Source organism: Nodosilinea sp. P-1105 (assembly GCF_012911975.1).
Taxonomy (GTDB): domain Bacteria; phylum Cyanobacteriota; class Cyanobacteriia; order Phormidesmidales; family Phormidesmidaceae; genus Nodosilinea.
On the sequence record NZ_SMDQ01000011.1, the window covers coordinates 1 to 21,183 of the forward strand.

28 protein-coding genes are annotated in these 21,183 nt (G+C 54.8%); 8 read left to right on the plus strand and 20 right to left on the minus strand.

Features of this window, described 5'->3' with window-relative positions; genetic code table 11:
* Positions 1-147 precede the first annotated feature (147 nt).
* The 4 genes from E1H13_RS06960 to tsaE all read right to left on the minus strand — a co-directional run bounded on the left by E1H13_RS06960 (position 148) and on the right by tsaE (position 1,866).
* Positions 148-570 (minus strand): biopolymer transporter ExbD, encoded by a 423-nt coding sequence (locus E1H13_RS06960; protein WP_169612688.1) that lies wholly within the window; start codon positions 568-570, stop codon positions 148-150.
* 6 nt (positions 571-576) lie between these two features.
* Complete coding sequence (locus E1H13_RS06965) at positions 577-801, minus strand: hypothetical protein (protein WP_169612689.1); 225 nt, start codon at positions 799-801, stop codon at positions 577-579.
* 122 nt (positions 802-923) lie between these two features.
* Entirely contained in the window at positions 924-1,391 is a 468-nt protein-coding gene (locus E1H13_RS06970; protein WP_169612690.1) for an EVE domain-containing protein, read from the minus strand.
* The gene (tsaE, locus tag E1H13_RS06975) at positions 1,366-1,866 is read right to left on the minus strand and encodes a tRNA (adenosine(37)-N6)-threonylcarbamoyltransferase complex ATPase subunit type 1 TsaE (protein ID WP_169612691.1); all 501 of its coding nucleotides are present in this window, start codon (positions 1,864-1,866) and stop codon (positions 1,366-1,368) included. Before tsaE ends, E1H13_RS06970 begins: the two co-directional genes overlap by 26 nt.
* A 197-nt stretch (positions 1,867-2,063) precedes the next feature.
* On the opposite strand from tsaE, the gene E1H13_RS06980 reads away from it, so the two are divergent.
* Positions 2,064-2,678 carry a ParA family protein gene (locus E1H13_RS06980; RefSeq protein ID WP_169612692.1) on the plus strand — a complete coding sequence of 205 codons (615 nt, stop codon included), beginning with the start codon at positions 2,064-2,066 and terminating at the stop codon, positions 2,676-2,678.
* A gap of 34 nt (positions 2,679-2,712) precedes the next feature.
* Here E1H13_RS06980 and E1H13_RS06985 read toward each other — a convergent pair whose 3' ends face one another.
* The 8 genes from E1H13_RS06985 to E1H13_RS07020 form a co-directional block, all read right to left on the minus strand.
* Positions 2,713-3,090 (minus strand): hypothetical protein, encoded by a 378-nt coding sequence (locus E1H13_RS06985; RefSeq protein WP_169612693.1) that lies wholly within the window; start codon positions 3,088-3,090, stop codon positions 2,713-2,715.
* A 232-nt stretch (positions 3,091-3,322) separates the two neighbouring features.
* Positions 3,323-4,597, minus strand: coding sequence for a phosphoribosylamine--glycine ligase (gene purD, locus E1H13_RS06990; RefSeq protein ID WP_169612694.1), 1,275 nt, complete (start codon positions 4,595-4,597; stop codon positions 3,323-3,325).
* A 77-nt stretch (positions 4,598-4,674) separates the two neighbouring features.
* On the minus strand, positions 4,675-5,925 hold the full coding sequence (locus E1H13_RS06995; RefSeq protein WP_240966510.1) for an ATP-binding protein: 1,251 nt from the start codon (positions 5,923-5,925) through the stop codon (positions 4,675-4,677).
* Positions 5,926-5,972: 47 nt separating this feature from the next.
* Complete coding sequence (locus E1H13_RS07000) at positions 5,973-6,404, minus strand: response regulator (RefSeq protein WP_169612695.1); 432 nt, start codon at positions 6,402-6,404, stop codon at positions 5,973-5,975.
* Between the two features lie 246 nt (positions 6,405-6,650).
* Positions 6,651-7,739, minus strand: a complete 1,089-nt coding sequence (locus E1H13_RS07005; RefSeq protein WP_169612696.1) for a DUF3326 domain-containing protein — start codon at positions 7,737-7,739, stop codon at positions 6,651-6,653.
* 17 nt (positions 7,740-7,756) lie between these two features.
* Positions 7,757-7,939 carry a hypothetical protein gene (locus E1H13_RS07010; RefSeq protein WP_169612697.1) on the minus strand — a complete coding sequence of 61 codons (183 nt, stop codon included), beginning with the start codon at positions 7,937-7,939 and terminating at the stop codon, positions 7,757-7,759.
* Between the two features lie 74 nt (positions 7,940-8,013).
* A complete protein-coding gene (locus E1H13_RS07015; RefSeq protein WP_169612698.1) occupies positions 8,014-8,331 on the minus strand; it encodes a 2Fe-2S iron-sulfur cluster-binding protein in 318 nt (105 codons plus the stop codon).
* A 40-nt stretch (positions 8,332-8,371) separates the two neighbouring features.
* A complete protein-coding gene (locus E1H13_RS07020; protein ID WP_169612699.1) occupies positions 8,372-8,545 on the minus strand; it encodes a hypothetical protein in 174 nt (57 codons plus the stop codon).
* A 135-nt stretch (positions 8,546-8,680) separates the two neighbouring features.
* Between E1H13_RS07020 and E1H13_RS07025 the strand changes: the two genes are divergently transcribed.
* Positions 8,681-9,256: a DUF2854 domain-containing protein gene (locus E1H13_RS07025; RefSeq protein ID WP_169612781.1), complete on the plus strand. Its 576-nt coding sequence runs from the start codon at positions 8,681-8,683 to the stop codon at positions 9,254-9,256.
* 107 nt (positions 9,257-9,363) lie between these two features.
* Entirely contained in the window at positions 9,364-10,140 is a 777-nt protein-coding gene (locus tag E1H13_RS07030; protein WP_169612700.1) for a Uma2 family endonuclease, read from the plus strand.
* 176 nt (positions 10,141-10,316) lie between these two features.
* Here the strand turns inward: E1H13_RS07030 and E1H13_RS07035 are convergent, their stop codons facing one another.
* Together E1H13_RS07035 and E1H13_RS07040 are read right to left on the minus strand one after the other, a co-directional pair.
* Complete coding sequence (locus E1H13_RS07035) at positions 10,317-10,652, minus strand: hypothetical protein (protein WP_169612701.1); 336 nt, start codon at positions 10,650-10,652, stop codon at positions 10,317-10,319.
* Between the two features lie 357 nt (positions 10,653-11,009).
* Complete coding sequence (locus E1H13_RS07040) at positions 11,010-12,968, minus strand: FAD-dependent oxidoreductase (protein WP_347404131.1); 1,959 nt, start codon at positions 12,966-12,968, stop codon at positions 11,010-11,012.
* A 148-nt stretch (positions 12,969-13,116) separates the two neighbouring features.
* On the opposite strand from E1H13_RS07040, the gene E1H13_RS07045 reads away from it, so the two are divergent.
* The 3 genes from E1H13_RS07045 (at position 13,117) to E1H13_RS07055 (ending at position 14,832) form a co-directional block, all read left to right on the plus strand.
* Positions 13,117-13,533, plus strand: coding sequence for a resolvase (locus E1H13_RS07045; RefSeq protein ID WP_240966511.1), 417 nt, complete (start codon positions 13,117-13,119; stop codon positions 13,531-13,533).
* 532 nt (positions 13,534-14,065) lie between these two features.
* Positions 14,066-14,254, plus strand: a complete 189-nt coding sequence (locus tag E1H13_RS07050; protein ID WP_169612687.1) for a hypothetical protein — start codon at positions 14,066-14,068, stop codon at positions 14,252-14,254.
* Positions 14,255-14,322: 68 nt separating this feature from the next.
* Positions 14,323-14,832 carry an inorganic diphosphatase gene (locus E1H13_RS07055; RefSeq protein ID WP_169612702.1) on the plus strand — a complete coding sequence of 170 codons (510 nt, stop codon included), beginning with the start codon at positions 14,323-14,325 and terminating at the stop codon, positions 14,830-14,832.
* A gap of 580 nt (positions 14,833-15,412) precedes the next feature.
* On the opposite strand, the gene E1H13_RS07060 is transcribed toward E1H13_RS07055, so the two are convergent.
* The 3 genes from E1H13_RS07060 to fabI form a co-directional block, all read right to left on the minus strand.
* The gene (locus E1H13_RS07060; RefSeq protein WP_169612703.1) at positions 15,413-15,712 is read right to left on the minus strand and encodes a ferredoxin; all 300 of its coding nucleotides are present in this window, start codon (positions 15,710-15,712) and stop codon (positions 15,413-15,415) included.
* Positions 15,713-16,081: 369 nt separating this feature from the next.
* Positions 16,082-16,249 carry a hypothetical protein gene (locus tag E1H13_RS07065; RefSeq protein WP_169612704.1) on the minus strand — a complete coding sequence of 56 codons (168 nt, stop codon included), beginning with the start codon at positions 16,247-16,249 and terminating at the stop codon, positions 16,082-16,084.
* Positions 16,250-16,311: 62 nt separating this feature from the next.
* Entirely contained in the window at positions 16,312-17,088 is a 777-nt protein-coding gene (gene fabI / locus E1H13_RS07070; protein WP_169612705.1) for an enoyl-ACP reductase FabI, read from the minus strand.
* A gap of 113 nt (positions 17,089-17,201) precedes the next feature.
* Here fabI and hisA point away from each other — a divergent pair, with 113 nt between their 5' ends.
* Positions 17,202-17,975 carry a 1-(5-phosphoribosyl)-5-[(5-phosphoribosylamino)methylideneamino]imidazole-4-carboxamide isomerase gene (hisA, locus tag E1H13_RS07075; RefSeq protein WP_169612706.1) on the plus strand — a complete coding sequence of 258 codons (774 nt, stop codon included), beginning with the start codon at positions 17,202-17,204 and terminating at the stop codon, positions 17,973-17,975.
* Here the strand turns inward: hisA and E1H13_RS07080 are convergent.
* The 3 genes from E1H13_RS07080 to purS all read right to left on the minus strand — a co-directional run bounded on the left by E1H13_RS07080 (position 17,972) and on the right by purS (position 20,551).
* Positions 17,972-18,904: a DMT family transporter gene (locus tag E1H13_RS07080; RefSeq protein WP_206070152.1), complete on the minus strand. Its 933-nt coding sequence runs from the start codon at positions 18,902-18,904 to the stop codon at positions 17,972-17,974. The two genes, hisA and E1H13_RS07080, sit on opposite strands and share 4 nt — an antisense overlap.
* Positions 18,905-19,175: 271 nt before the next feature.
* Positions 19,176-19,871 carry a phosphoribosylformylglycinamidine synthase subunit PurQ gene (gene purQ / locus E1H13_RS07085; protein WP_169612708.1) on the minus strand — a complete coding sequence of 232 codons (696 nt, stop codon included), beginning with the start codon at positions 19,869-19,871 and terminating at the stop codon, positions 19,176-19,178.
* Positions 19,872-20,254: 383 nt separating this feature from the next.
* Entirely contained in the window at positions 20,255-20,551 is a 297-nt protein-coding gene (gene purS, locus E1H13_RS07090) for a phosphoribosylformylglycinamidine synthase subunit PurS (protein WP_169612709.1), read from the minus strand.
* Positions 20,552-20,620: 69 nt separating this feature from the next.
* Here purS and E1H13_RS07095 point away from each other — a divergent pair, with 69 nt between their 5' ends.
* Positions 20,621-21,028, plus strand: a complete 408-nt coding sequence (locus E1H13_RS07095) for a Fur family transcriptional regulator (protein WP_169612710.1) — start codon at positions 20,621-20,623, stop codon at positions 21,026-21,028.
* The last annotated feature ends 155 nt before the right edge of the window (positions 21,029-21,183 follow it).

A 21,183-nucleotide genomic window follows, 5' to 3' on the forward strand; every position in this document is an offset into this window, starting at 1 on the left:
ACTGGCCTCCGTTTCATCACCTCTGAAAGTATGCCGTCTTAATTCCTAATGTGACACTTCAAAGGGCGGAATGTGGGGTATAGCGGCCTGGACTGCGCTTCTATAGGCTAATGCATTTGTCAGGTTAATTCATGGGTGGCTGTGACTTCACGGGTCAGGGGCCAAGGCGTCATGGGGTTGGGTGGCAATGGCTAACTGCACTCCCTCTAGGGTTCTCAGTTGATCCATCACCGTGACAACCCGGCCATGGGGGACACTGGCATCAGCCCGAATTACCACCAAGCTCCCTTCAGTATCGGTGATCAACGTCTGTACGGCTGCTAGCAGCTGGTTGTCGTCATAGGGGCGATCGCCAATCAGCACCTGGCCACTGGAATCGAGGGTGACCACCAGTCGCTGTTGGGGCTGCCCCTCGGCCGTTTGTGCCCCTGGCAGGGTCACAGGCAACCCTTCGTTGCGGGTTAAAAACAGACTGGAAATAATAAAAAAGGCCAGCACCGCAAACACCACATCAATCATCGGCACGATGTTGATGCTTGCAGGGGTTTCCGGTTCATCGGGCAAGCGCATAGGGTTTCACACTCGAATCGGCACCCACGCCCCCTGTAAGACTTGGCCTTGGGCTAAGGCATGCTGCAAGCGATCGATCAGATCTAACTCTAGGGGGGTGAGGTTAGATTGTTCTTGAATGTTAGCAATAATCGTCTCTACCTCTGGGGCTAATTCTCCTAAGGATAGGGTCTGACCAATCAAGGCTTGAAGACAAGCCGAGCGGTACAGGGGGGGTAAGTCAGCCAACATAGCAATTACCGTAGTTTGGGGGGTACTGATGACTTCAGTCCTACGGCCTCCAGCCCGGAAACAGGCGGCCAGTTTTACAATAGGTCCATCCACATGGTGCTTTGGTGAATCGTCCGATCAGCTTACGGCTTATCCTGGCCACGGGCCATGGCCAAAAGCCTGGCGGCCACCGCATCAGCCACAGGCATCACCGAGAGGCGGTTGCCCCGGCGCACCACCCACAGGTCCTCGGGCGTAAAGGCGGCTTTCATTTGGTCTAGGGTGATGCCGGGGGCAAAGGTTTCTTTGTAACCGACCGTCACTGTGTGCCAACGGGGCTGTTCTGGCGATGACTTAGGGTCATAGTAGGGACTGGCTGAGTCAAACTGGGTAGGGTCAACCACTTGGGTCTCGACCACATCCATCAGGCCCACAATGCCAGGGGGTTTAGTGTTGGAATGGTAGAAAAAGGCTAAATCTCCCACCGCCATGCTGGTTAGAAAATTGCGCGCCTGATAGTTACGCACCCCATCCCAAAGCTCAGTGTTATCCCGCTTTAGGTCATCAATGCTGTATACATCGGGTTCAGACTTCATTAACCAGTAGGCCATGGTCCGGCAAGTTCTCCAGTAGGGTGACATGGTCAGGGGTGATGGCCACCAGGGTCGCTTGGCGGCCCCCTGCGGCAGTGTCGGTGAGGGTGATCTCTAGGGCATCGGGGGGAGGGGGCCACAGGCGATCGCCCCATTCAATCGCCACTAACCCAGGGGTGGTTTCCAGCGGATCCCAATAGCTATCGAGATAAAGGGAGACGGCTTCAGCTGGGCTAAGGCGATATAGGTCAACATGGTAGAGGGGAATGCGGCCTTCCAGGTACTCGTTCACTAGGGTAAAGGTGGGGCTGGCGATTGGCTCAACAAGGCCTAATCCGGCCCCAATACCCTGCACCAAGGTGGTTTTGCCTGCCCCCAGATCCCCCGACAGCAGCAAAATCATACCCGCTGGGCAGTGCTGACCCAGGGATTGGCCCAGGTTTTTCGTGGCCTGCGGATGGGGCAGATCGAGCCGGAATGTACAGGGGACCATGAAACCAGGAAAAGGGTAGATGACTGAGCGATCGCGATCAGGAGAGGCTGACCCGTCCGCCACCCTTGAGTAACCGTCATACTTTTGTTTACTTTATCGTTAATGGCTGTCGATGAATAACCATGAATAACCGCTCTCATTCGAGCTCTATGGCCCAGTCTAGCCTTTAAAGTCTCAGCGCTTAGCCCGCTACCACCATGATCATCACCGTCGCCAGCTTCAAGGGAGGCGTAGGCAAAACCACCACAGCCATTCACCTGGCCGCCTTTTTGCAGGGCTGCGCTGAGACCCTATTGATCGATGCTGACCCTAATCGGTCTGCCTTAGCCTGGGCCAGTCGAGGAGACCTGCCCTTTCGGGTGGTGGATGAATGGCAAGCCACCGAGCCGCTCCGGCCCTATGGTCATGTGGTGATCGACACCCCAGCCCGGCCCATGGCCGATGACCTGGTGCTGCTAGCCAATGCCTGTGACCTGCTGATTTTGCCCACCACCCCTGACATTTTGGCCCTGGATGCCCTGGCTCTGATGGTGCAATATCTAGTGAGCCAGCAGATCAAAACCTACAAAATTCTATTGACCGCCATTCCCCCTCGCCCCAGTAAAGCAGGGGAGGAAGTCAGGGCCATGTTAGCCAAGACCGATTTACCGGTACTGGAAGGAGGGATCCGTCGCTATGCGGCGTTTCAAAAAGCCGCCCAAGCCGGTCAAGTGATTTACAGCGTTAAAGACCCTAAGGCAGAAGCCGGTTGGCAGGACTATAAGGCTGTCGGCCAAGAAATCTTGGCCAGCAGTCAGAACGTCTCTCCGTAGACCAAACGTAGGTGCCCATCTGGGCCGATGATGATTAAAAGGGGTTAGGCTCGGCTGGCTCTGTTGCCTCGACATCAAGGGTGCCCGGGGATTGCTGACGCATTGCTTCCTGCTGCAAGCTGCGAAAGCGATCGGCTTCAGTGGTCATTCGTCCTTGGTTTTGACGACTAAAGTCAGATAAGCTGGTTTCATTCATCAGGACTGCCCGGTGCAGCAGATCCATCGGATTGGATGATTCCCCAAACAGGCCACCGCCACGGCTATCACTGCTACCGAACCCGGTGTTGGTATCGACCACAGGAGCACGATTAGGATCGGTATCTGTAGCCAGGGCCGTTGGGGCAGCAGCTACAACCCCCAGAACGGCTAGGGAACCGGCCAAGGTTGGTAAAAGCTTGATTGGGTAAGCCATAGGAACACTCCGTGACACCATAAACATCTGTGACACCGTAAACAAAAGCGAAGATCTGCTTACAGAGATCTACTTTTCGAAGCATTTGCTAAACATGACTCAGATAGTTTGATGATATCTAAGTCAGGGGAAAGCTGCCAAGTGATCTAACGATATACCTCCCTGCTAACCCCGCAGCCCCCGACTATGACAGTTGATGTCGCCAAAATGTCGCCAAACATCAGCGCCAAGGCTATCCCATGACTCGATAGCCGATATCGCGACGGTAGTACATATTTTCAAAGCAGATATGATCAACGGCGGTGTAGGCATTGGCGATCGCAGCTTTAAAGCTATCCCCGAGGCCAGTGACCCCCAGCACCCGGCCCCCATCTGAGACAATGGCGTTGCCCTGGCGGCGAGTGCCAGCCTGAAAGACCAGGGCGTCGGTGGCCGCGGCTTCTGCTAAGCCAAAAATCTCCATCCCCTTAGGGTACTTATCTGGGTATCCTTCGGCGGCCACCACAACGCAGGCGGCGGCCCCCGGTTTCCACTGCAAGGGGGGAAAGTCGGCCAGGCGCCCCTCAATGCAGGCCAGCATCACCTGGTGCAGCGGGGTTTCCAGCAGGGGCAGCACCGCCTGGGTCTCGGGATCGCCAAAGCGGCAGTTAAACTCCACCACATTGGGAACCCCTTCCGGTGAAATCATTAATCCGGCATAGAGAATTCCACAGTAGTGGATGCCTCGATGCCCTAAGGTTGCGATCGCCGGTTCCAGCACTTGTCGCTGCACCTGGGTCATAATCTCGGGGGTCACCACCGGGGTTGGGGCATAGGCGCCCATGCCACCGGTATTAGGGCCTGTGTCCCCCTCCCCAATCGCCTTATGATCTTGAGCTGGCAGCAGGGGGCGAATGGTGGTGCCATCGGTAACCGCCAGCACTGACGCCTCTTGCCCAAGCAAAACATCTTCTACCACAACGGTCTGGCCCGCCACCCCAAACTTGCCACTAAAGGCCGCTTTCAATGCCTGGATGGCATCGTTGAGGGTGGTGGCCACTGTCACCCCTTTACCCGCTGCCAAACCATCGGCCTTAATTACAATTGGGGTCCCTCGCTGTTCCACGTAGGCTAGGGCTGGGTTCAGGTCAGTAAACACTTCCGCCCGGGCCGTAGGAATACCGGCTTCAACCATGAACGCCTTAGACCAGGCTTTGCTAGCCTCAATTTGGGCGCCTGCCTGGTTAGGGCCAAACACCTTTAAACCCTGCCCCTGCAAGTAGTCGGTAATGCCTGCGGCTAACGGTTGCTCTGGGCCAACCACCACCAGGGTAAAATTATTCACCAGGGCAAAACGAGCAATGCCCTGAAAGTCATCCAGGGTCATGGCCAGGTTCCGGCATTGGGGTAACGTCGCAGTGCCGCCATTACCAGGGATGCACACCACCTCCGTCACATCCGCAGACTGCAACAGGCACCAGGCTAGGGTGTGTTCACGGCCACCATTGCCGATTACAAGAGCTTTCACAGGCTAAATTCTTAGGGGAAATCGTTACTACCATTCTCCCATGGTCTATCCCCCCCGACCAGAGGGATTTCGGCGGGTTATGGATTGCTGCTGCCTTGAATCTGTCGGGGTAGATGGACCGCAAAGGTGGTGCCCTGCCCCAGTTGGCTATCCACGGTAATCCTCCCTCCCATTAAGCTCACGAGGGAATGGATAATCGCTAACCCAAGGCCAGTACCAGAATTACGACGACGGATAGTTTGGTCAATTTGACGGAACGCCTCGAAGATATGGGGTAGGTGGTCGGCATCAATGCCGACACCAGTATCGGCAACAGTTAACGTAATGGTGTCAGCATCTTTGGCGGTAACACTGATCCGAATGGCACCGCGATCGGTAAATTTAATCGCATTGGAGACTAAATTCACCAACACCTGCCGCAGCCGGTGCTCGTCATTCACCACAATGGGGTTTTCTAGGGTCAGCTGAGTATCCAGGGTAAGCTGCTTCTCACTCGCTAGGGACTGGAGATCAGACAGGGTCGCCATCACCAGGCGATGTAAATCAACGGGGGCAGGGGTTAGGCTGAGCCGTTGAGCTTCTAACTTGGAGAGGTCAAGAATATCATTGACTAGGTTTAGCAAATTTTTACCGTTGGTAAAAATACGCTTGATCATTTCAGCCTGATAGTCGTTTAGTGGCCCTTTGGCCTGGGTGTCCAGAATTTGCGAAAATCCCAGAATCGCATTCAAGGGGGTGCGCAATTCGTGGGACATGGTGGCCAAAAATTCCGACTTCACCCGGTAGGCCTCCAACAATTCTAAGTTTTGGTCTTGAATATATTGGCGCTGGCGTTCCAGTTCTTGATTTTGCAGCGTCAACAAAGCGTTCGTTTGGTGGAGCTTAGCTCGGGCTTCGGCCTCTCGCTGCTCGGCCTCGTAGACCCGCATCGCGTTGCGCAACAACGACGCCAGTCGGTCAGGGGAAACCCGAGGCTTGACCAAATAATCATTGGCCCCAGCTTTCATCAAATCGACAGCAATTTCTTCGTCCCCTTGCCCAGTCAGCACAATCAGCGGAATCGCCACCCCTTCCGATCGCAGTTGACGAATCAGCGATAAGCCATCCTGTTCAGGTAAGCGATAGTCCAGAAAGACACAGTCATATCGTTGGGTACCCAACGCTTCCCGGGCCTTCTCGGCGTTCGTGACTTCAGTGATGGTGACCTGTAAATCCGCTTGCTTCAGAGCACGACCAATCGCCATCCGATCGACTTCATCATCGTCCACCAACAAAATCGTTAGCTCCTTAGCCATGGCGGCGGCCCACCCTTTAGGAATTGCTTGCATTGGCAATGGTCCTACCTATGGTAATCCAGGAGCTAGGGGTAAGTAACTTAAGGAATTTCACACAGAGCCCAATATTTGTTCAGGGCTGCCATCACCTCGGCAAAGTTGGTGAAGGTGACAGGTTTGAGAATATAACCAGCCACGTTCAACCGGTAAGCTTCCACCCGGTCTTGGTCCTCATCAGAAGTAGTCAACACAACCACTGGGGTGGCACTCAGCTCGTCATCTTGACGCAGCTCGTGTAAAAACTCAATGCCATTCATTTTCGGCATGTTGATGTCTAGCAAGATAATCCGCCGGTGGCCAGGAATGCGGTCATACCTATCATCGTTGCCTCGCAACATACTTAAGGCTTCCAGACCATTGTTGGCAACATAGAGCGGGTTGGTGATGTTGCTGCGTTTAAAGGCTCGCTGGACGTTCATGACGTCCACTTCATCGTCCTCCACCAGCAAAACGTTAACAATCCGATCTTCCATAGGTGCTCCTCGGGTGACAGTCGGGCCAAGCCTGGAAACAGTTAACCTGACGCCGCCTAAGCGATAATTGTCGGTAGCCTGACTAACCCGGCATAAAGTTCACCGGTCACCTGTCCAGTGGCTTTACTGAGGCCCTAAAGCAGCCACAAACCATCCGCACTACCGATGATGAAACCTAAGGCTTAACTCAGCTTGACAGTGATAATAATGAATACTTCTAATTCTATCGACATGAATTACGAGGTTCTATCTGTCTAAGGGAGGAAAACCTTGGCCTACCACCTGCAACCTAGGCACTTGGGCGGTTAAGGCGTGAGCGTGTACCCCCGCCCGGTGGGCGGCAATCAGGCCAATAGCCTCTAGGTAAGAGGCCACTCGCACCACTGGCAAGCCAAGGGTAGCGGCGGGTACGTCCAGGGTCGTGGTATTGGCATCTACGGCGATCGCCTGGACGCCTGGACGGCTGAGGCTTAAGACGGCGCTCCCTCCCCAGGCACTGGTGGGGGCAATAATGGCATCCACCTGATCGGCCCAAAGAGCCGTTCCCTGGGCGGTCGTCATGACAAACTGGGGGGCTCGGCTGAGCCCGGCTAGCACACAGGGTAGGAAAGTATAGCCGATTTCCTCGGCCGCAGACTTAGGGGAAATTTTGGGATCTAAGGGCAATGGGCTGAGGGCAGGGGCATGGGCGCAGGGCACTTGGAAGGTGCGTACCACTAGATGGCTAATCACCGCTTCAGCCCCAGCGAGAGGATCCACCCCTTGGCCCTGGCGATAGTTTTGCAGAACCGTGTCATCGGTGTCATCGGGAAAACGAGCCACCACAGCGATCGCCGTAGCGCCTGCGGCCAAAGCTTTCTCTACGGCCCGTAGCAAGGCGTCCGGCTGCTGGATAGTGCCCCAGGTGGCCCCCGACACGGCTGTACGTAGTGCTACCCCCAAAGGGGCGTCCGTGACCACATAATCGGTCAGATTTAACCCCAAGGTAGCCCGAGTAGCCTCAGCCGCTTGCAGGTGTCGCCAGCGCAGTTCGGTTTCAATGCCCTGGTCAAGAACTAGGCCGATGCGATTGCCATGGACCGGGCGTAACCCCCACCGGCCAGCGGCAAACTGATCTAGACCATACCCTTCCACATAGAGCGCGTTGGCTACGGGCCAATATAGCTGAGCCCCATTCATCACGTTGGGATGGGTGATCAGGGTGTCCACCACCGCAGCCAGCCCCCGAGCCACAGGTAGGGCATCCCCGGCATAGCCACCAATGGCGGCCCCAATGCCGGTGGGCACCACTAAAACAGCCGTATAGGGACGGCGGTGGCACATATCCTGAACCATAGGTGAGCCAAACAGCATTAAGACTGAACGGTGACTACAGCTTCCACCGTGGCCATACGGGAACCAGGGTCGACGTGGGTGATCGCCCAGCGCAGGGGATACCCCTGCTCAGCCAGGGCGGCTTCAACCCAGGCAACCAAGTCACCCTGGGCATCAACCAAGCTGATCTCCAGGGTGATGAACTGTGTGACTAGGGCCATGGACCTACCGCCTTTGCTTCTACGTCAGTATGGCCAAGATATCGACTTTGCCCTGGGGCGTCCCTACGCTGGGATTACCCTTGGCCAAATTGCTTTTGGTAGACAATATCTTCTTTCTCAGTTTCCACTTTCAGGTCAGAGCGGGGATAAGCCACACAAAGCAGGGCATACCCCTGGGCTTGCAGATCAGGGCTAACGCCCATACCGTCGGTTTGATCAACATTTCCTTCCAGTACTAGGGCCGCACAGGTGGTGCAAACCCCCGCACTGCAAGAAAACGGCAACTCTAACCCCGCCTCTTGGGCGGCGGTCAAAACAGTCTTATCGTCTGGAACAGTAATGGTATGGGTCTTGCCCTGATGGTTAATCTCGACGGTGTAGCTGGTGGCCATGGCAGGATGAAAACTCGATGTAAATCCAGCATTCAACCTATCATCCTGCCGGGAAGGTGCGATCAAATTCTTCCAGCAAATCGTCGATTTCTTCTAAGGCCTGGTTCACATCAATCCGCAGGGTGCCCAGATCAGGCTGTTCCAACAGGCGAATCAGGGCTTCTCGTTTGGTTCTGATGGTCGTAATGCGATCGCGAATGACCTGTGCTTCCATGGTTATGCTCACAACGCTTCTTTGACAGGATAAGCCAGTTGCCGCTGGTTTGCTGTCGTCTTCTAGAACTGGCCCTACCGTTCTCACCCCGAAGGGGGCATGATAAATAACAGTGACGTTCAGGCTAAAGACACCATGTTAGGGCGAATCAATCTCAGTTTAGTGCTGCTGGGGGTGGGCGGTGTGCTCACGGTCGTTGGGTTTGTCGCCTACTTTCAGGATAATGCCACCCTGAACCTGGCCGGTTTTTTCTACGGCATTCCCATTTTGCTGGGGGGGTTGGCCCTGCGAGCTGCGGAGTTAGAGCCCGCCCCCTATACCCAACCCACCCCCCCAGAAATACTTAACCTGCGGGCCACCCAGGCCACGCCCACCCAAAACCAGGTGCGGCAGGATGTGACCCGCTACCGCTATGGCCAGGAGGCCCATTTGGATGTGGCCTTACAAAAGCTTGGCCTTAGCCCCTCTGGAGAAGAATGCCCGGAGCTGACCGGGGTGCGAGAGATTGCCGTGGATGGCTGCTACGCCCTGGTGCTGGAGTTTGACTCGCCCACGGTGCCGCTCTCCACCTGGGTAGAGAAAAAAGCCAAAATCGAAACTTTCTTTGGCCCCAACATCCGCGCCGACCTCAATGCTCCCACCGAAAACCAGGTGGAACTCGCCCTGGTTACCCGTCTAACCCCCGCCCCCGCCACCCCCGTCGATGCTTAGGCCAACAGGTATGACCCCAGGGTCATGAGGCGCAAACGTTCATCACCTGCCTCCGCTCATTAAATGCCGTGGGCTATACTAAAGCCAACCATTCTGGGGGTTTGGCTATGGTTCGAGTGGATCAAAATCCTCCCGCTACCGGTGAAAGCATCGCCGACATCATTGAGCTGCCGCCGACTAACCTTTACAGTGATGAGCCCCCCTTGGAAACCGATTTCCATCGCGATCAGATTGATCTACTGATTCGGCTACTAAAGCACTGGTGGCGCGAACGCCAAGACTTCTACATTTCCGGCAACCTAACGGTTTACTACAACACCCAACAACTAAAATCGCGGGACTTTCGTGGGCCAGATGTGTTTGTGGTACTGGGAACCGAAAAAAAAGACCGCCGTAGTTGGGCCATTTGGGATGAGGGTGGCAAATATCCCAATGTCGTGATTGAGTTGCTCTCGAGCTCCACCGCCAGGGTAGACAAGGGAGCCAAGAAAACCCTGTATCAGGATGTGTGGCGGCTACCCGAGTATTACTGGTTCCACCCCGAAACCCTAGAGTTTGCTGGGTTCCATCTTGTGGATGGGCGCTACGAAACGATCACGCCAGTGGAGGATGGACGCTTGCCCAGTGAGCAGCTAGGGTTACAGCTGGGAATTTATGACCGCCAGTTGCGCTGGTTTACGGCAGCAGGAGAGCTGATTCCCCTGCCGGAAGAGGTAGAACATCAGCGGGCAGAACAGGAACGCCAGCGGGCAGAACAGGAACGCCAGCGGGCAGAACAGGAACGCCAGCGGGCAGAACAGGAGCAGCAGGCCAGAGAGCGTTTAGAAGCTTACCTGCGATCGCAGGGCGTTGACCCTGACCAACTACCTGACGTGGGACCATGAGGCCCGTGCATCACAGCAGCGAGGTCTTCGGGGTTCTCTGCTGCGATCGCCTGGTTGCTGCTATCTTGTCCCTCTGGAACTCGTGACAAAACAAGTCTTTCAGATTGGCCAGTTCTGGCAGGTTAGGTGGCGCGCCACCCAACCTGCAGGATCCTATTTTTAGGCTTGACTCAACACTAGCTATTGGGTTCAGTTTTAACAGCAGTGGCCCCGTCCACCGTCATGGCGATTTTCTTGGCCTGGTCTAACACCCCATTGGCATCTGGGTTGTATTTCAGCACCACCGTTGATCCTGTTTGGGCCACCCAGAGCCCCACGTTATCAGCCATACCGGCATCATCAAAGGCCTTGGCCACCCGCTTAGCCAGACCACTCTCATCAAACTTGCCGTCTAACCCCACCTTGGCGGGTTCAATTTTGGCCGTAGTCGCTGCTTTCTTCACATCCACCTTAGGGGTGGCTTTTGCCTTCTCTTCTTCTTTTTTGCCAAACAGCTTGCCCAGGAAACCCATCACGTTTCTCCCAATTAGGTTAAAGGTCGTCAGTCAAGACATCAAAACCATACAAGCCCAGCCCAGGGTACCCCTGTGTCTAGACCTCCGGGACAGATCTCAGGGTTCTATTTTGGGATACCCCAACGTTCATAACTCCTGAACCCCAAGCCTGCTGGGAGCTTGACACATGGCACCAATACAATAGGCCAGCACCGTCGAGTAACGTACCAGGAAATCATAAAGGTTCAGTAAGACCAGGGCAGCAGTTGAGCCAGGGCGTTACCTGCGGCACAAGTCACCAACCCTTCCTGACAACCTGATACCTGTCACCTGATACCTGTCACCTGATACCTGTCACCCTCCTATCAGGCCGGACTAGAAACTCAACCTTAGCCCCTGCTGCACCATGGTTTGCTGTAGCTGGCCCATGGTGCCGGCAGGCACAATACTGGGGGGATCGCTCACCGGGGCATCCGTGGCCATCAACCAGCTGGCTGTGACCCCCGCAGCCGCCCCCGCTTGCCATTCGCCATAGTGAATTCGAGTAGACGCATTGGCAATATGGGTAGCTGCCATCGCTTTGCCGCCAATCAACAGATTATCCACCCCTTGGGGGATCAAGCTTTCAAGCGGAATTTGAATTGGGCGGACCCGGGGTTCTTGGGCTGGGGCACTGACCGCATCCCCAGAGGGTCCCCAATTGCGGTATCGGCAGCCGTGGATGTCGATAGCGTAGTGGGTAGTGCCCACGCTGGTGGGAGCAAAGTTGCGCTGCTCAGGAAAGTCATAGCGCAGATCGTTTTCCCGCAGCATAAACGCGTCCTGGCCATAGGCAGTACGACCTAAAATCCGTCGCCCCTCTCGAAAGTAGGGCACCATGCTTAGCCCAGACAGAGTACCCATCGGGCTGTCAGAGCCGTATAGATACGTCAGCGGGTAATCGGCGGAGGACTGGGTTTCCAGCAACCAACGGGCAAACATCAGGGCATGTTCTTCAGCAAATTTCAAGGCCGACTGAGACAAGCCCCCCATCCAGTTTTGGTACTGGCCTGAAGCCGCCAGCTCATGGTGCTTCAAAACCAGAGGCGGATCCATCCAGTTCCAATCATTGCCCCGGGTCCAGTTGATCATGGAAATATCCCCCCGAGCTGGAGCGCCAGTGTAGGGATTGTTGCGGGTTTGGCTGACAATGCGGCGATAGTGGAACACGCTCTTGCCACTAAAGAACGGAAAGCCCTCCAGGTCAAACACGGATTGGTGTTCGTGTAACCCATAGGTGGTCCTCAGTCGCGACAGGGCGGCTAGACTATCGCCACCATCGTCGTGGATAGCCAGACCAAAGGTGTAGGTAAAGGCCTGGGTGCAATCGGGGTTATCAAAGGCGGCGGCATTCGGTTCGCCAGTGGTTTCCCGAGATTCAGACCCCAGGCGGTAGGGCACCTGGGCCCAGGCCACCAGCTCCCCGGTATCGGTGGCATCGATCACCACCATCGACTGTCCTGGGGGTGGCTGTAGCTTCACCGGAGACTTGTCGAAGTTGTCGGTCGGCGACCAGCTATACCAGTCAGCCAGCTCAGCAGACAGTCGCCCTTTAGGATAGTAGTTGGGATCTCGGGGGGTGCGTTGAACCCCATAGACAGCGGTAATGTGGCGCCCAGTGACATCAAATTCAGCCCCTTTGAAAGCGGTCATAGTAGCCCAACGACTATCTGGGGAGGCCTGATGGGCTGATTGCAACAGTTGCTCTGAAGCGGCAGCACCAGCGATCGGTGAGAAGCAGAGCCCGCCCACCCAGCAGCTGTTCAGGTCGGCTACGGTGCGAGAGCTACCGCCTGGGCTCCAGGCTGGTAATGGCACCGGCTGCTGCTTGATCAGTTGGCGAAAGCGCAGCCAGCTAGGGGAAAAGCTATTGCTCAGACGCATGCGCAGGGACTCGTCTAAGGCCGATACCCCCTGGGCACTGATTTGTCCCCCCAGCCAGGGGGCAACCTCGATTAAACAGGTCTGGGCACCGCCAGCCATAGCATGGGCGGCAGCGGCGATCCCCCCAAGGGAACCTCCGACTACTACCACCTGGCAGTCCCAAACATCGACCGTAGCAGGGATGGGGTTGAGCTGGGGACGACCATTCAAGGCCAGGGGCTGGGGCAGCCGTGCCCCTCTGACCACTGGCTCTAGATGGGTATTGTTGCTACCCTGGGATACTTCGGATGCAGAGTCAGAGGCGGTCAGACCCACCAAGGCCCCAAATGCAAACATGCCTGCCGCCAAGATAGAGAGTTGCTTGGCCTGATGCGATCGCCGTTTGCCTTTCACAATCTGTTTACGTTTCACCAATGATGTCTCCCCATCCCCCAATCTGTGCCACGGTTGTAGCACAGATAGCTAAACCCTAAGCACCTTTTTAGCCAGTCTTGTCTTTGGCCCCAAGGGGTGACTGCAAACCTGATAAAGTAGCCAGAGGACTCCATCCCCTGCTGACATGAATACCGATTTTATTGCCCCTGGCCCAGGGGAATCCTTGTTATCGTCGTTCTCGGGTGCTCCAGGTGAGGTGTCTGCAGACGGAACGACGAACCGGTTGAACATTGAGGATGTGCAGCGATATCTCAATCGGTCCCGGGCATCGGTCTATCGCTATGCTAATACGGATCCCGAACTGCTCAACCCGCCCTACGATCCCAAGAAATTGAATCCAGAGATCCGTCGTGATAAAGATGACCCTTTGGAATTTCACCCCCAGGAAGTCAGACGGTTTGCGGAGGAGGTCTTGGGCTTAAACCCGACGATTCAGGTGCAGCCTTCGGAAGAAACCGTGACTCAAACGTTAATGCGGCAAATTTTGCATGAGCTTCAAGCGATTCATCATTTGCTGCAGGCCCAGCAGGATAAATCCTGACAGGCAAGGTGTCCCACAGGTACAGGGCCCATGGCAAAGATGGGATCACCGTCTCCTGCCTAAGGTTTCCTGCTCTCGGGTCGGCAAACCGTCATCCCCATCCCCTGGCCGGGAATGCTAGTATAGATGGCTAATTGGTTGTGATTATGGTCGCGGGCTAGACGGTTACAGGGGCTACTGTTCCCCAAGCAACGGAATGACTTGGTTAAGAGAGTGGCTACTTTGTGATTTGTCTAACGATTTATTTTTGAAGGATCTTTAAGATTGTCTGAGAAAGTACCCATGACAAATTGATGTAATTCCTATACCAGCCTCGACGGGCAGTTCCGCTTTTCGCAAAAAGCCCTGCTTGTCGCCAAACAACTACTCGTAGGCTGGTTTTGATCTGTACCCTAAGCCCCATGGCCCCTAAGCGAACGCCAACGTACGCTTAGATCGATCGTTCTTAGCCATTGTGGCTTTCCAGGCGCAGGGTTTGATCACCTGCTGGTGCCAACACTGCGTTTCTTGCTGCTTTCAGACACTTCACTGTATGGATTCTGCCAGTCAACCTGATACCCCTGGAGGGGAACCTCCGAGTAAACTGTCCAGTCTGCTAGGTCTGGCGATCGCGATTCTGACCCTGACCTTACCGCTCTTTATGGTGGCTCATTTCTCGACGGTCACCGGCGTTACCCCGGATCCAGTCTTGTTTACGACGCCCACCCCTGATCGACGATAGGGAATAATTCCTGAAAAAGGGGTCACTGCCCCGTAAAATACTCAAGTCTTTTCCATTGGAGTAGCGTTGTGGATTTATCCCGTATTCCTGCCCAACCAGAACCTGGGCTGATCAATGTGCTGGTCGAGATCCCGGCTGGCAGCAAAAACAAGTACGAGTTTGACAAAGACTTAAATGCCTTCATCCTCGACCGGGTGCTATTTTCTTCGGTGCATTACCCCTATGACTATGGCTTTGTGCCCAACACCCTGGCCGACGATGGCGATCCCCTCGACGGTATGGTGCTGATGGATCAGCCCACATTCCCGGGTTGTGTGATTGCGGCTCGCCCCATCGGTATGCTGGAAATGATCGACGGCGGCGATCGCGATGAAAAGATCCTTTGCGTGCCGGCCGAAGATCCCCGCTATGCCGAGGTGAAATCCCTGGATGACGTCGCGCCCCATCGGCTGGATGAAATTGCAGAGTTCTTTCGCTCTTACAAAAACTTAGAGAAGAAAGTCACCGAAATTTTGGGTTGGCAAAACGTCGATAAGGTGAAAGCCTTGGTTGACCAATGCGTGGCGGCAGCCAAGTAGCCCGAGACCGTTGAGAACAGTTGAGTGGGCAACGTCCACTCGCTCAACCGATTCCTATCATTAGACTTGTGAAAATTTGACTCAAGTCCATAAAAATCAAGGGAGGCATTCGTTGACTTGAATGCCTCCCTAATTGAGCTATTTCAGAGTTTGTTAGCTAGTCAGCCCCTCACTGTTACCCCAGCCAAAGAGCAAGCGCAAGTTTCAATTGCTCAAAATGCTTACTAACTGAGTGAGTATTAACCTTAACCCCTAGTTGACTGACAAATCTTGTTTCCCCTCATCCCCCAACCCCTTCTCCCACAAGGGGCGAAGGGGAGCCGGAAAAGTAGCTTGATTTTCAAAGTCCCTCTCCCGCTCTGGGAGAGGGATTTAGGGTGAGGGCTATACACTTTTGTCAGTCAATCAGCCTTAACCCTCTAACAAGGGCGCTAAGGGATAACTAGTGCTCTTACCAAGCCATAACCAAACTTGCTATGGCTGAAGACAAACTAATTTAAAGATCTTCGAAAACGGTCGCAGCCCATTGAGCTATAGTCCAAAAAACCTAGTTTTCGGATACGTTCTCGAATGCGTGTTCTTAGTAAAGCTCTTCTTCTTGGTGAGTAATGATGGTGCAGTCAGAGGTGGGATAGGCCACACAGGTCAACACATACCCAGCCCCAATTTGATCATCATCTAAGAAAGACTGATCAGACTGATCAACACTGCCAGCCGTGATTTTACCGGCACAGGTAGAACAAGCGCCAGCACGGCAGGAGTAGGGCAAATCTAAGCCTTGCTCTTCAGCAGCGTCCAGAATATAGGTATCATCTTCAACTTCGATAGTTTGATTTAGACCTTCTGACTCGTTGACCAGCGTAACTTTGTAGCTTGCCATGATGCTATCCTCTCATCAAATACACATTGATCTCGATCTACAGAATTTCCCTGGAATAGCGTTCCCAAGGCTTGTTCTAGATAGACCGGCCACATTTCTGATACTACGGGAAAACCTGAAGACTGTCTTGTATTTTTCCGGCCTGGTTGAACGGGATTCGTAATCAAACTCATAAGTTACTGATTGGTTTACTTATACCCTATGTCGGGTTTTACCTTTCGATAGAGGTGATCGCAGTGTGATCCCCTCAAACTAAAGGGCCACCTACTTCAAGGCAGCCCTTTATTGGGGATTTTCAAGGGTTTCTATAGGGTGTACGGTGCAAGGAAAAACCGTAAACCGCAAACCGTAAACCGCGAGCATGACAACCTAAGAGGCCTTACGGCTGCTTTCTGCCAGTTGTAGGCTAAATTCGGCCTGGGTCAAGGTGGCCGCAATTTGACAGGCGGCCTCGGGAGATAAGGTGGGCTGGCTTTCGGCTAAAAAGTCGAGATAGCCTCGGAAGGTACTGATGATAATCTGCTTGTTTTGTAGCATGTCATCCTCTAACCGTTACCATTCAATGCTGCAGGAAAACTATCGGATAGGCTTAGCATGCCCTACATTCCCATAATGCAATACCCAGAATCGACATAAAGAATTTGCCCGGTCATGCCGCTCGACAGGTCGCTACATAGAAAAGCGGCGGTATTGCCCACTTCAGTTTGGGTGACGGTACGTTTTAGGGGAGCTACGGCTTCCACATGGTGAATCATGTCTAAAATGCCGCCCACCGCTGAAGAGGCCAGGGTACGGATAGGCCCGGCAGAAATGCCATTCACCCGAATGTTATGGGCACCCAGTTCTGAGGCTAGATAACGTACGTTCATTTCCAAGGCCGATTTGGCAATGCCCATGACGTTGTAGTTAGGTACAACCCGTGCGCCCCCTAAATAGGTCAGGGTGACAATGCTGCCGCCATCGGTCATTAGAGGCTTGGCGCCTCGGGCCAGGGTAATTAATGAATAGGCACTGACATCAAGGGCAAGCTGGAAGCCCTGTCGGGAGGTGTTACTAAAGTCGCCAGCCAGATCATCCCGATTGGCAAAGGCGAGGCAGTGAATCAGGATATCGAGCTTGCCCCATTCTTGCTGAATGGTGTCGAAGACGGCCTGAACCTGGGTTTCGTCTTGCACATTGCAGGGCAAAAACAGGCTGGGACTGAGGGGCTCCACCAGGGTTTTTACTTTGCTTTCCATCTTCCCTTTTTCGTCGGGCAAATAGGTGACCCCCAGGGTGGCTCCAGCCTGATGCAGTTGCTGGGCAATGCCCCAGGCGATCGATCGATTGTTGGCAATGCCCGTTACAAGGGCCTTTTTCCCAGTCAGGTCTAGCATGATTCTCGCTGATGATTCGCATTTAGGAGTCTACGGGAATTTGGTACCGGTGAATAGGGGATAGCTCGATAGAATGGATAGGTTGAAAACGAACGCTGTGCTTCTTGCGACCTATGGACGTTATCCCCGCAATCGATTTGCTTGATGGGCGTTGTGTTCGCCTCTATCAGGGCGACTACGCTCAGTCCCAGGTGTTTGACGATAACCCGGTGGCGGTGGCTCGACAATGGGTTGACCAGGGGGCAACCCGCCTGCATTTGGTTGACCTGGATGGGGCGAAGTCTGGCCAGCCCGAAAACTGGCAGGCGATTGAGGCGATCGTGCGGGCGGTGGATGTGCCGGTGCAGGTGGGGGGAGGCTTACGCGATCGCGATCGAGTGGCAGATTTATTTTCCTTGGGGGTGCGCTATGCCATTCTGGGTACCGCAGCTGTGGACAACCCGAACCTAGTTAGCGACCTCAGCCAAGCGTTCCCCGGTCAAATCATCGTAGGGATCGATGCTCGGGATGGAAAAGTCGCCACCCGAGGCTGGCTGGAAACCTCTGAGGTGGAAGCCATTGCCCTAGCCCAACAGATGAAGCAACGGGGCGCTGCGGCTGTGATCTACACCGATATTCAGCGGGATGGTACCCTCAAAGGCCCCAATATTGAGGCCCTACGGGCCATGGCAGAGGCGGTTTCCATGCCAGTAATCGCCTCTGGGGGGGTAGGTGCCCTACGAGACCTGTTGAGGCTGCTGCCCCTGGAAGCTCAAGGAGTGGCCGGGGTGATTGTGGGGCGGGCCCTATACACCGGCGATGTGAGTTTGCCAGAAGCAGTACGGGCGATTGGCAACGGTCGCTGGCAAGATGTGCCCCCATCCCTTGGCGGATCGGCGTTTGCTTAAGCCTGCCCTGGCTGGGATCGTTCTTGGCTGAGGGCAACGATGCTAATAACCACCAGTACCATACCCACCATCTGTCGCAGTTGAAGACTCTCTTGCAGCAGAATCCAGGCGATCGCCACAGTAAACACCGGGTTACTGACGGCCACAATGGACATAGAAGCAGCCCGCACCAGATGAATGCCGATGTTATAGAACAGTTGACCCAGTAGGGTCAACCCTGCGGTCACCAGGCTCAGCAGCCAGAGTAAACCCCACTGACCAGGCGGTACATCGATCTGGATGACCAGTAAGCTGAGGGTCGATAGCAACGCCATCACACTAAAGTTGATCAGGGTGAAGGGAACAGGGTGGATCTGCCGGAAGCAAATTTGAGCCAAAACCCCCTGGAGCGAATAGGCCACACTGGCCCCCAGGGCGGCCCCAACCCCCAGCCACATGGCGTTATCGGTGGACCCCACAAAGCTTGGTACCACCAAGATACTGCCGCAAAGAACACCAGCGGTGACGCCAAGCCGCAGCCGGGTGGGGCGACTGCCAAATACCCACCAAGATAATAGGCCAGTAATCACAGGGTGCATAAAGAAAAGCACCGTGGCCACCCCGGCTGGAATGCTGGCGATCGCAATGAAGAGCAACGCCAGGGCTAGATACAAAAAGCTACTGCTAATCAGTGACAGCTTTAGGGTGCGCCGCTGGGAGGGCTGGGTCAACTGACGCAGAGCCTTGGTGGTAGAGGGATATAACCGGTAAGACAGCAACACCACCGCTGGTAAAATCAGCAGCGATCGCATCTGGAGCACCAAGAGGGAGTTAGCCAGGGTAGGGGGGATAAACCCACCCCAGTCGACTTGTCCTAATAGGTTACTTTCTGAAAAAATGACGCGCACGACAACATTTTGCAGGGCCAGGCAAAGTGAACCCAAGATCACAATCAGAAATCCCTGCACACCCTCGCTCCCAAATGAATTGCTATGACCAGCATAAACAAGCTCTAGGGGGCTGGGAACGGCAATTTGTCATTTTTCCCTGGCTAAGAAGAGATAGTAGATTTCCTTCGGGTGAAATATCATCGTCGGGATTCCCCCTGTCCCCCTTAACAAAGGGGGTGCAAGCGCATAACTTAGACAGCTACAATCTGGGGGAATCCAGAACTCGGCCAAGGCGTACCTCACTCAATCGGGAATCGCTACATAGCCGCAGTTAGGCCGCCGCCAGAGTCTTGAGGAGCCCTTGAAACATAGGCAGGCCATCTGTGCCGCCAACAAGCGCATCAGCAGCCCGTTCGGGGTGAGGCATCAGCCCCAGCACATTGCCCTGGCGGTTACAGATGCCAGCAATGTTATGGAGCGACCCATTGGGGTTTTGAGATGGATCGACAAGGCCGTCCGGGCCACAGTAGCGAAAGACAATCTGATCATGGGCTTCTAGGTCCGCCAGGGTGGCGTCGTCGGCATAGTAGCAGCCTTCCCCATGGGCAATGGGCAGGGTAATCACCTGGTGGGGATCATAGCCCTGGGTCCAAACTAAGTCGGTACGCTCTACCCGCAGAGGTACGCGATCGCAGATAAACCGCATATCCCGATTACGCATCAGCGCCCCAGGCAGCAACCCCATCTCGGTCAAAATTTGAAAGCCGTTGCAGATGCCCAGTACAGGCTTGCCCTGGTTAGCGTGCTCGACGGTAGCTTGCATAGCAGGAGAAAACCGGGCGATCGCCCCACACCGCAGATAGTCCCCATAGCTAAACCCCCCAGGCACCACCACCACATCGATATCGTCCAGGTCGCTGTCCTCGTGCCAGACCATGCGGGTAGGCTGCTGTAAGATATCGCGGGTCACATAGGCCACGTCGCGATCGCAGTTAGCACCAGGGAAGACAATGATACCGAATTTCATGGGAGGGAGTGGGGGAGTGATGGGGTGGGGGAGGTGGATGGGTGGATGGGTAGGGAGGTGGAGTGATGAGGAGGTGGGGGAGATGGGGAAGGTGGGGACGTAGGGGCGGACCGATGTGTCCGCCCTGGGGGGAATGGTAACGGGGGTAGATGGGTGGATGGGTGGATGGGTTGGGGAAGGTGCGGACCGATGTGTCCGCCCTGGGGGGAATGGTAATGGGGGGATTCGGAGGAGGCGGGGACGTAGGGACGAACCTGGGTGTCCGCCCTGGGGAGGGATTCAGTCTCAGCATCCCCTCCTGGGAGGGGCAGGGGTGGGTTATCTAGCCTGACACCTATCTCCTGTCTCCTGACACCTATCTCCTGTCCCCTATCCCCTACCCCTCAAGCCGCAGCCAAGGCTTGCAGTTCAAACCGATAGTTTTCAATCACCGGGTTAGCCAGGAGTTGATCGCACATGCGATCGAGTTGCTGGGTAGCGGCGGCTTCGGTATCTGCTTGCAGGGTGAGTTCGATGTATTTACCAATGCGCACCTGGTCCACATTGTCGTAACCCATGTGGGCCAGGCCAGATTGCACGGCGGTCCCGGCTGGGTCTAATACAGACGGGCGCAGGGTGACGTAGATGCGAGCACTATAGTGGGGCACAGCGAGCTCCAGCTGGGGGTAGAAAACCAGCATAAATCAATAACCTCATCATCCTACCGTATCGGTAGATTGATAAAATGGAAGCAAATCGAGTGATCCAGCATGGTGCGACGAACCCGCAATCAAGACAAAATTTTGACAGCCTTAAAAGGGCAAGATCAGCCAATCTCTGCCCAAGAGCTGTATATGCAGCTGCGGCAAGCGGGCCATTCTATGGGGCTAGCCACAGTGTATCGCTCCCTGGATGCTTTGAAATTAGAGGGAGCGGTGCAAATGCGCACATTGCCCTCGGGGGAGTCAGTTTACAGCCTGCCCCAGGAAGATCGCCATCACCTCACCTGCTTGCAGTGCGGCAATACCATTGCCATTGACGAATGCCCGGTGCACGACCTAGAACGTCAGCTTAACCAGGCCCATAAGTTCAAGATTTTCTATCACACCCTAGAGTTTTTTGGCCTTTGCCCCCAGTGTCAGGGCCAGATGGCCGTAGTGGAGTCATCTGTGACTTAGGAGACCGACGGCCTGTGAAACTCGGGTCACCGTAAAAGTCATCAAATGGTGATCCTTAGGGGATTCTAAGAATTAGCGGCCTATGGGCCCAGGTCCGGTACTATCCACCTAAGAGTATGTCAGCTCATACGTTATCCAGAGCATGGATTCAGACC